Genomic DNA, 8,424 nt, shown 5'->3' with positions numbered 1-8,424 from the left:
AATGAAAAATGTCCGCTGTCAAGTCTTTGATGCAGACAGGCAGTGGCGCGAAAGGTCTTACGGAGCAACAAGTTAGGCCAGATTTCGGCCATCGAGTGCTCTTGCTGCTTTTCTCGCTAGGTGCCGCATAGGCGCTTCGCGGTAGCAAGCCCAGGGGCGGCGCAGCGGGCAAGGTCGCACTGTCATCATAGCCGCGGCTTGTCGCAAGCAGCCTCTCAAAGCGAAAGCGCAGCCGGTAGGCTGCGCTTTCATCGTGGGTGACAGCGGATGCGTCCGCATCGTCAGGACTGTTTCGGTGGCGCGGCCCTGGGCGCCGCTCCTTTCCTGAATCCTCGGTCGCCGGCGATGAACGCCTCCAGCATGTGCGGGATCAACTTCTCTGCATCGACGGCCTCGCCATACGCCTGCGCGTGCAGGGCGGCGTAGCGGTCGAGGTCTGCCTTCAGGTTGACCGGGCAGGCGAAGGTCAGCTTGAGGTTCTCAGTCTTGGGCAGCGGCCCAAGCCGCAGCTTCTTGGTCGCGTTCATTGCGAAGCTCCCCGATTGAAGAACAGAGGCTGGTACGGCCGCAGCACCAGATCCCGGTTGACGATAATCCGCACCGGCAGGCCCGGTCGCTCGGTCAGCGTCGGCTGGATGTTCATGTTGCGCCGGGTGATTTCCTGGCCGACCTGGTTGATGCTGTCCTGGGCGCTGTCACGGCCAGCGATGACGATGCGGTTGCCGTCCTGGCGGTTCTCCGGCGCGGCCAGTTCTGCGCCGACGCCCAGCAGCGTCGTCAGCACCGCACCGGCAAAGATGCGGTTCCAGTGCCAGTCCACGTCGTCCTCCAAGCCCGCGTAGCCGGCCGGGTCGGTGCCCACTAGGTTGTCGAGCGTCAGCGAGGACGTGTCGGGCAAGATGATCCGGTTCCACACCACTTGCACGCGGCTCTGCCCGTAGCTGACCTGACTGTTGTAGCGCCCGAGGATGCGCGACCCCTGTGGGATCAGCAGGAACTTGCCGGTGGCCGTGTCATAGACCGGCTCCGTCACAGTGCCGATCACGTCGCCCGGCAAGTCCGACTTGATGCCTGTCACCAGCGCGCCGGCGATCACCGTTCCGGCCATCACTTGATAAGGGGACGCGGGCAGCGCCAGATTGCCGGAATTGCGGGTTTCCGTAGAGCCGGCTTTCAGGAACGCCTCCTTCTGGTCTTGCCGGTTCTGCACGGCGTTCGGGTCGGCAGGCTGCGCCGCCACCGACGCCGGCCCGGCAGCGAGCGGGTCGAAGGCCGCGAGCGCGCTTGCACCGCCAGGCACACCCGGCGCTGCCTGCGCCACCGTGGTGGCGGCTTGGCCTTGGCCGCCCGAGCGGAAGAACACCGACGAAGCCGCAGCGGCTTCCGCCTCCTTACGCAAGGCATCGTTGGGATCGTGGCCGGGGGCCGCGTAGGCGGCCACGGCCGGCTGCTGCGAGTTCACGATGGCAGGGCCGAGGTCGCCCGGCAGCGGAGGCCCCAACTCGGGCACTTGCGGCGGCAGCTTCGAGTAGTCGGCCGGCAGGCCGTCCAGCCCCTCGGATTTCGAGACGCGATCGACGTTGTAAAGCTCGGTTTGCTCGTCGGCGCTGCGCCGCTGCGGTTGCAACGACCAGATCGTGGCGCCGAGCACGGCAACCGACAGACTGCCGACGAGGATAGCCAGCGTGCGTCGGTTCAGGCGCGTGACCGGGCGCGGCTGGGCGCGCAGCACCACCGCCTCGGGCGCGACCTTGCCCGCCTGCGGCGTGGCGAGGTCGGGGGTGTCGTCCTGGCTCATGGTCAATTCCTCCGTGCCACGCCATCCGTGCGCTCGATCCGCACCACGTCGCCCTTGTCGCCACCCAGGCGCAGCTCTGCCGCGCCAAAGAGGCGATCCACGATGTAGTACGGCGAGCGGAAGCGGTAGTTCACCAGTTGCCCGTCGCCTTCCGGCCCTATTACGAACAGCGGCGGCAGTTCGCCTTGCGCGATGCCGGCGGGGAACTGGATATAGACCTTCTGCCCGTCGTCGAAGGCGCGCAACGGCTTCCACGACGGACTACTGCCGCTGATCGCGTAGCGGAAGCGCAGGTTCTCCAGCGCCAGCCCGGTATCGACCGGCGCGGCGGCGCTGGCCGCCTGCGCCTGACGCTGCAAGGCCAGCATTCGGTCGCGCGGGTACTCCCAGGACACCGATGCCATCCACGTCTTTTCCGTCGAGGACAGCTCCAGCAGGTACGTCCTGCGGCTGGTGGTGATGACGAGATTGGTCTTGAGGCCAGAGCGGATGGGTTTAACCAGCACGTTCACGCGCAAGTCGGCGCCGTTACCGCTGGACGTGTCGCCCACGATCCAGCGCACGGTATCGCCGGCGGCCACCGTCACCAGTTCCTCGCCCGGTTGCAAGGCAATCACGGTCACGCGGCCCACGGCCGCATAGACTTGGTAGAGCGCGCCATCGGTGAAGGGCCACACCTGAATCGCGTTGACATAGCCCTCGCGCGTGGGCGCGACGCGGGCCTCGGCATTGGCGCGCGAGACGCGCACCTTCTCGTCTGCCGGTTCCGGCGCGGGTTTGGCATCTTCCGCCTCGGGCACGGGCTTCAACTGGGCTGGCATCGGCAGCACCTCGGGCACGGCCACCACCTCCACCGGCGCGGGCGGCTCTGGCAGCGGCTGGGCCTGCACCGGCTCATCGAGCGAGATCACAGGCGGCGGCTTGCCTTGCGTGGCGCAGCCCGCGAACAAGACCGTCGAGGCCAGCAGGATCACCGGCAAAGCGGTTTTACGGAAAAGATCATTCATGGCTTGGCTCCTTCGGAAGAATCCAGTTCGCGGCTCCACGACAGGCCGTTGACGTAGATGCCCAGGGGGTTCTTGCGCAGGCGTTCTTCGGTGCGCGGCGGCTGAAGCACGATGGACACCACTGCCGTCCACCGCTCCAAGCCCGCCGCGGCGCCGTTGACGTAGCGGCGTTCCGTCCAGCGAACGTTGAAAGACGTGTCGCTGGCGCGCACGACGCTGGTGATCTGCACCGTCACCGACTCCTTGCCGATGCGCGCGAACGGGTCGTTGACCCGTGCGTAGTCGTTGAGCACGGCCGCGCCCTTGTCGGTCGTGTAGTCGTAGGCGTCGAGCCAGTTCTGCCGCACCACGATGGGGTCGATGGACAGCGAGCGCACCAGCGTCACGAAGCGCGCGATGTGGTACGCGGTCTGCGCATCGTTGGGCCGGTACGGCGTGGCGGCTTCGCCCACGGCGCGCACTTGGCCCGCGTTGTCCACCTCTACGACGTAGGGCGTCACGAAGGACTGCGCCGAGCGCCACACCAGGCCGCCGGCCATCAACAGCGCGAGCGTGAGGCAGCCGAAGGCCATCAGCCGCCAGTTCTTCGCCTGCACGCGCGGCGTTCCGATACGGTCGTCCCACACCTGGCCGGCAGCTTGGTACGGCGTGGCAGGCTGCGGCGTGTCGGCGTAGCGCACCTGCGGTTTCTTGAATCGCATGGTCGGTTCTCCTTATGAATCGGAATCGCGCAGGCTCGGCCCCTGGCCGGAGCCGCCGCCATCGCCACCGCGCAGCGCGTGGGCGGTGGTGGTCGCGGCATGGGTGAGTTGCTGGCGACGATGCAGGCGCTTGGCCCAAGCGGGCTGTTCCTGCGTCTGCGCAGTAGCGGCGCCGGATGCGGCCTCGCCTGCGGCGCCCTGACCGGATGCCGCGCCCGCGCCGCCATCGGCGGCAGCGCCATTCCAGCCAGCGCGGAAGGGAGCGGCCATGCGTTGCCCGGCAGCGGAGGCGCGGGATGCAGCCGCGCGTCCGGTGGACTGCGCGCCGGTCTTGGCGACGTTGCCTAGGCCCGCCATCGCGCCCTTTGCGCCGCCGCCAGCGGCGGCGGAACCGGCCTGGAACGCCGACTTCGCACTGCTGGCCGCCGACGTGGCGGCGCGCGCACCGCTACCGGCCAGCTTGGCGGCAGCCGGGGCCATGCGCGCGCCAGCAGCCACGGCGCCACCCACGCCCGTCGCGGCGGCGCCGATGGCGACGGCCGTGCCGGCAGCGCCGACAGCAGCACCGGCCATTGCGCCAGCGCCGAGCTGCGGCGCACCGGACACGAGGCCCGTGGCGATGCCGGGGCCGAAGATCCCGAGCGCCAGCAAGGTGAGCGAGGCCAGCATGATGACCAGCGCGTGGTCGATAGACGGCTCGGCGGGATGGACTTGGAACTGAGCGAACAAGCCCGAGCCGATACCGACGATCACGGCCAGCACCAGAACCTTGACGCCGGAGGCCACCACGTTGCCCAAGACCTTTTCGGCGAGGAACGCGGTCTTGTTCCAGAGCGCGAATGGCACCAGCACGAATCCGGCGAGCGTGGTCAGCTTGAACTCGATCAGCGTGATGAACAGTTGGATCGCCAGCACGAAGAAGCACAAGACCACGACCAGCCACGCGAGGAACATCACCACGATGGGGTCGAGGTTCACGAACACTTCGGGAAAGCCCGCCATCTCGCCGATCTGCTCCAGAATCGGCGCCCCGGCGTCGATGCCGGTTTTCGCCAACCGGCCCGGCTGCAGGAAGTTTTCCATCGTGATGGCCGAGCCGGTGGCGGTGATGCCCAATCCCGCAAACGAGCGGAACACGATGCTGGCCAGCCAGTTGAAGTTATTGATGATGTAGGCGAAGGCACCGACGTAGAGCACCTTGCGCAGCAGCTTGGCGATCACGTCCTCGCCCTGGCCGGTGGCATGGCTCATGGCCCAATACAGGCCGGCGATCGTCATGTCGATGACGATCAGCGTGGCCGTGAGGAACGCCACTTCGCCCCGCAGCAGCCCGAAACCCGAGTCGATATAAGCGGCAAAGGTGTTGAGAAATTGGTCGATGATGGTCACGTCATTCATGGCGTGTCCTCCGGTTCGGCGGGAACGGCCGGCGCCATGCCATCGGCCGGTTCATCGAAGCTCGGCGGGATCGGCGGCAGGTCGGCCAAGGTCTGGTATTCATCCGGCCCAGCCTGGCCGGAGAAGAAGCGCCGCCGGAAGGCTTCGGCGGCGGCGCGGCAAGCGTCCTCGCCCGCGGCCTGCCGGTCTGCCGCGCATTGCGCGCGCAATGCCTTCAGCCGCACGGGATCGGCGGCCAGAGCATCGGCAAGGTTGTCGGCCGGCTGCTTGCCGCAAGCGGCCAGCAGCACGACAAGCACCACAACAGACGGGGCGAGGACGCATCGCATGGCGGCCTCCCGTCAGTTGCCGTAGAAGTTCACTGACTGGGGCGTGTACGGCGTGCCTTCGCCCAGGAAACGCCGCCGCACTTCGCGGGCGCGCTCCGTGGCTGCCGCCTGCCGCGCCAGCTCCAGCGACGCCGCCCGGTCTTGCGTGATCTGGAGCCGCTGCGATTGGATCGACTGCTTGGCCTGCAAGGCCAGCAACTGATTCATGGCCTGCATCGCCTGCAACGCACCTTCGGCCGACTGGCTCTTGCCAACGAGATCGGCCAGCACGCTTTCGTCTTCGCCCAGGTTCTGCGACACCTGGGCCTGCATCTGCATAGTGGTCTGCAAGCCGTTGAGCGTGTTCCGCCAACGCTCCTGCGCGTCGCGGTACATCTGGTCGCCGCTGACGGTGGCGGCGTACTGCTCGGGATAAAGGCGCGCGAACTCCCGATCGAGGTTCGTCACGTCGTAGGCCAAGCCGCGCGCCTGGGCGATCAGCCGCTCGGTCGTCGCCAGATTGGCGCGCAACTGGTTCACCACGCTGGACGGCAGGCTGGCGAGGTTGCGCGCCTGGTTCATCAGCATCTGCGCTTCGTTCTGGAGCTGCTGGATCTGGTTGTTGATCTGCTCCAGCGTGCGGATCGCGGTCAGCGTGTTCTGCACGAGGTTCGTGGGATCGACCACGACCCATTGCGCATGGGCGGTGGCGGTGCAAAGCATGGCCGCGATGGCGGCGGCGACAAGACGCTTTTTCATGGCAGGTTCTCCAGAGGTTGGTCAGCGAGGGAACCCGGCGCGAGGCCGGGGAACGAGGGCAGCAGGTCGGCCGCCCAATCGAGGCCGCGATGGCGCAGCCAGGCGCCCGCGAAGCCGGGTGCGCCGGCGTCCAGCAGCAGGCGGTCTATGTCGCGCTGGTCTTGCGGCGTGGACGCGCCCGCGAAGGCCAGCGCCGCCGGCCCCAGGTCGAGGTCGAACAGGCGGTTGCCGAGACGGGATTGGTAGTAGTAGTCGCGCTTGGGCTGCGCGGTGGCGACGATTTCGATCTGCCGCCTGTTGAGGCCGAAGCCCTGGTAGATCGTGCGAATCTGCGGCTCGGTCGCCTGCGGGTTCGGCAAGAAGATGCGGATGGCGCAGCTCTCGATGATCGCGGACGCGATGCTGGAGTTCTGGATGTCCGCCAGCGACTGCGTGGCGAAGATGACGCTCACGTTTCGTTTGCGCAGCGTCTTGAGCCACTGGCGGATGCGCGCGGCGAACATCGGGTCGTCCAGGAACAGCCAGGACTCATCGAGAATCAGCAGGGTCGGTGCGCCGTCGAAACGCTCATCGAAGCGCGCGAACAGATAGCCCAGAACCGACCGCACGGCGGCCGGGCTGGCCATCAATTCCTCCATCTCGAAACACTGCACGTCGGCCGTACCCAGCCGGTCGTGGTCGGCGTCCAGCAGCTTGCCGTGCGCGCCACCGAGCACGTAGGGCGCGAGTGCCTGGCGCAGCGCGTTCGATTGCAGCAGCACCGACAGGCCGGTCATCGTGCGCTGCTCCAGCGGCGCACCGACAAGGCTGCCCAGCGCCGACCAGATGGCCGCCTTCTCGTCGGGTCCGACCGCCACGCCTTCATGCAGCAGCCGGCCTTCCACCCACTCGGCCGCCCAGGTGCGATAGCCATCGCGCTCGATGCGCGCGAGCGGCTGGAACGCGATGCCGCCATCGACACCCAGGTCGTAGTGCTCGCCGCCCAGCCCGAGGATCGTGGCGCGCATCGAGCGCCCCATGTCGAATGCGAAGATGCGCGAACGCGGATAGCGGCGAAACTGCATCGCCAACACGGCTAGAAATGCGGATTTGCCCATGCCGGTCGGGCCGACCACGGCCATGTGCCCCACGTCGCCGATGTGCGTAACAAATCGGAATGGCGTGGCGCCATCGGTGCGGGTGACGATGGCCGGCGGGCCGTCGAGGTGTTCGTTCTTCTCTGGGCCAGCCCATACCGCCGACAGCGGCATCATGTGCGCCAGGTTCAGCGTCGAGACGATGGGCTGGCGCACGTTCGCGTATGCATTGCCGGGAAGGGACGACAGCCAGGCATCCACGGCGTTGAGGGTTTCGGGAATGGTGACGAAGCCCCGGCCCTGGATGACGCGCTCCACCATGCGCAGCTTCTCGTCGGCTACGGCCGGGTCGGCATCGAGCACCGTCACCGTGGCGGTGAGGTAGCCGAAGGCGACTTGATCGCTGCCCAGTTCCTGCAAGGCGGCATCGGCGTCAGCCGCCTTGTTGCTGGCGTCGGTATCGACCAGCGGGCTTTCCTGCTGGAAGATCGTTTCGCGCAGCAGCGCGACGACGTTCTTGCGCTTGGCGAACCACTGGCGACGAAGGCGGGAAAGTTCTTTTTCCGCCTCGGCTTTGTCCAGGCAGAGAAAGCGCGTACTCCAGCGGTACGCAAAACCGAGGCGGTTGAGGTCGTCCAGAATCCCCGGCCAGGTCGAGGTCGGGAAGCCCCGCACCGACACCACGCGCAGGTGCTGGTCGCCAAGCATGGGCGCCAGGCCGCCGACCAGTGCGGAGTCGGTCAGCAGCGCGTCGATGTGGAACGGCACTTCGGGCACGCCGACGCGATAGCGCCGCGTCGAGATGGTGGCGTGCAGGTAGGTCAGTGTCTGGCCGTCATCGAGCCAGGCGATTTCCGGCATCACGCCATCGAGCAGGTCAAAGACGCGATCCGTTTCCGCGACGAAGGCTTGCAGCCGCTCGCGCCAGTCCACGCCGTCGGTGGGCCGGTTCTCGTACAGCATCCCCGCCGCACGGGCGCGCGATTCCTCGGGCGGCAGGTACACCAGCGTCAGGTGATAGCCGCTCTCGAAGTGGTTGCCTGATTCCTCGAAGGTGGCGCGGCGTTCCTCGTCCACCAGCCACGACAGCGGCTCGGGAAACTCCGAGTGCGGATAGTCGGCAGCGGGCCGGCGCTCGGCCTCGATGAACAGCGCCCAGCCCGACCCCATGCGACGCAGCGCGTTGTTCAACCGCGCCGACGTGGCGATCAGCTCGCCTTGCGTCGCGCTGTCGAGGTCAGGCCCACGAAACCGGGCCGTGCGCTGGAAACTGCCGTCCTTGTTCAAGACGATGCCCGGCGCGACCAACCCGGCCCAGGGCAGCCAGTCGGCGAGCAGCGCCGGGCGCTGGCGGTATTCGGCGAGGTTCAGCATCGC

General features: G+C 67.4%; 8 protein-coding genes. All 8 read right to left on the bottom strand.

The features are described from left to right. Positions 1 to 281: 281 nt before the first annotated feature. Genes HV711_RS29875 through trbE form a run of 8 tightly spaced genes read right to left on the bottom strand, consistent with a single transcriptional unit; the run spans position 282 to position 8,421 of the window. Positions 282 to 527, bottom strand: a complete 246-nt coding sequence (locus HV711_RS29875) for a DUF2274 domain-containing protein (RefSeq protein WP_035481286.1) — start codon at positions 525 to 527, stop codon at positions 282 to 284. Continuing rightward, entirely contained in the window at positions 524 to 1,798 is a 1,275-nt protein-coding gene (locus tag HV711_RS29870; protein ID WP_035481284.1) for a TraB/TrbI/VirB10 family type IV secretion system protein, read from the bottom strand. The genes HV711_RS29875 and HV711_RS29870 overlap by 4 nt, the downstream gene beginning before the upstream one ends. A 2-nt stretch (positions 1,799 to 1,800) precedes the next feature. Then, the gene (trbG, locus tag HV711_RS29865) at positions 1,801 to 2,805 is read right to left on the bottom strand and encodes a P-type conjugative transfer protein TrbG (protein WP_035481282.1); all 1,005 of its coding nucleotides are present in this window, start codon (positions 2,803 to 2,805) and stop codon (positions 1,801 to 1,803) included. Next, positions 2,802 to 3,506 carry a conjugal transfer protein TrbF gene (gene trbF, locus HV711_RS29860; RefSeq protein ID WP_035481280.1) on the bottom strand — a complete coding sequence of 235 codons (705 nt, stop codon included), beginning with the start codon at positions 3,504 to 3,506 and terminating at the stop codon, positions 2,802 to 2,804. Before trbF ends, trbG begins: the two co-directional genes overlap by 4 nt. A gap of 12 nt (positions 3,507 to 3,518) precedes the next feature. Continuing rightward, positions 3,519 to 4,904, bottom strand: coding sequence for a P-type conjugative transfer protein TrbL (gene trbL, locus HV711_RS29855; RefSeq protein ID WP_024162190.1), 1,386 nt, complete (start codon positions 4,902 to 4,904; stop codon positions 3,519 to 3,521). Further along, positions 4,901 to 5,233: a hypothetical protein gene (locus HV711_RS29850; RefSeq protein ID WP_035481276.1), complete on the bottom strand. Its 333-nt coding sequence runs from the start codon at positions 5,231 to 5,233 to the stop codon at positions 4,901 to 4,903. The genes trbL and HV711_RS29850 overlap by 4 nt, the downstream gene beginning before the upstream one ends. Positions 5,234 to 5,245: 12 nt before the next feature. Beyond that, on the bottom strand, positions 5,246 to 5,971 hold the full coding sequence (gene trbJ / locus HV711_RS29845; protein WP_035481274.1) for a P-type conjugative transfer protein TrbJ: 726 nt from the start codon (positions 5,969 to 5,971) through the stop codon (positions 5,246 to 5,248). Then, the gene (gene trbE, locus HV711_RS29840) at positions 5,968 to 8,421 is read right to left on the bottom strand and encodes a conjugal transfer protein TrbE (protein WP_035481272.1); all 2,454 of its coding nucleotides are present in this window, start codon (positions 8,419 to 8,421) and stop codon (positions 5,968 to 5,970) included. Before trbE ends, trbJ begins: the two co-directional genes overlap by 4 nt. Positions 8,422 to 8,424: the final 3 nt, after the last annotated feature.

Source organism: Paraburkholderia phenoliruptrix (genome assembly GCF_902859825.1).
Taxonomy (GTDB): Bacteria; Pseudomonadota; Gammaproteobacteria; order Burkholderiales; family Burkholderiaceae; genus Paraburkholderia; species Paraburkholderia phenoliruptrix.
This window is presented reverse-complemented; position numbering and strand designations above follow the sequence as displayed.

Coding starts and splice junctions, on each gene's coding strand:
- HV711_RS29875 (WP_035481286.1), bottom strand. CDS start 527: ATGAACGCGACCAAGAAGCTGCGGCTTGGGCCGCTGCCCAAGACTGAG.
- HV711_RS29870 (WP_035481284.1), bottom strand. CDS start 1,798: ATGAGCCAGGACGACACCCCCGACCTCGCCACGCCGCAGGCGGGCAAG.
- trbG (WP_035481282.1), bottom strand. CDS start 2,805: ATGAATGATCTTTTCCGTAAAACCGCTTTGCCGGTGATCCTGCTGGCC.
- trbF (WP_035481280.1), bottom strand. CDS start 3,506: ATGCGATTCAAGAAACCGCAGGTGCGCTACGCCGACACGCCGCAGCCT.
- trbL (WP_024162190.1), bottom strand. CDS start 4,904: ATGAATGACGTGACCATCATCGACCAATTTCTCAACACCTTTGCCGCT.
- HV711_RS29850 (WP_035481276.1), bottom strand. CDS start 5,233: ATGCGATGCGTCCTCGCCCCGTCTGTTGTGGTGCTTGTCGTGCTGCTG.
- trbJ (WP_035481274.1), bottom strand. CDS start 5,971: ATGAAAAAGCGTCTTGTCGCCGCCGCCATCGCGGCCATGCTTTGCACC.
- trbE (WP_035481272.1), bottom strand. CDS start 8,421: ATGCTGAACCTCGCCGAATACCGCCAGCGCCCGGCGCTGCTCGCCGAC.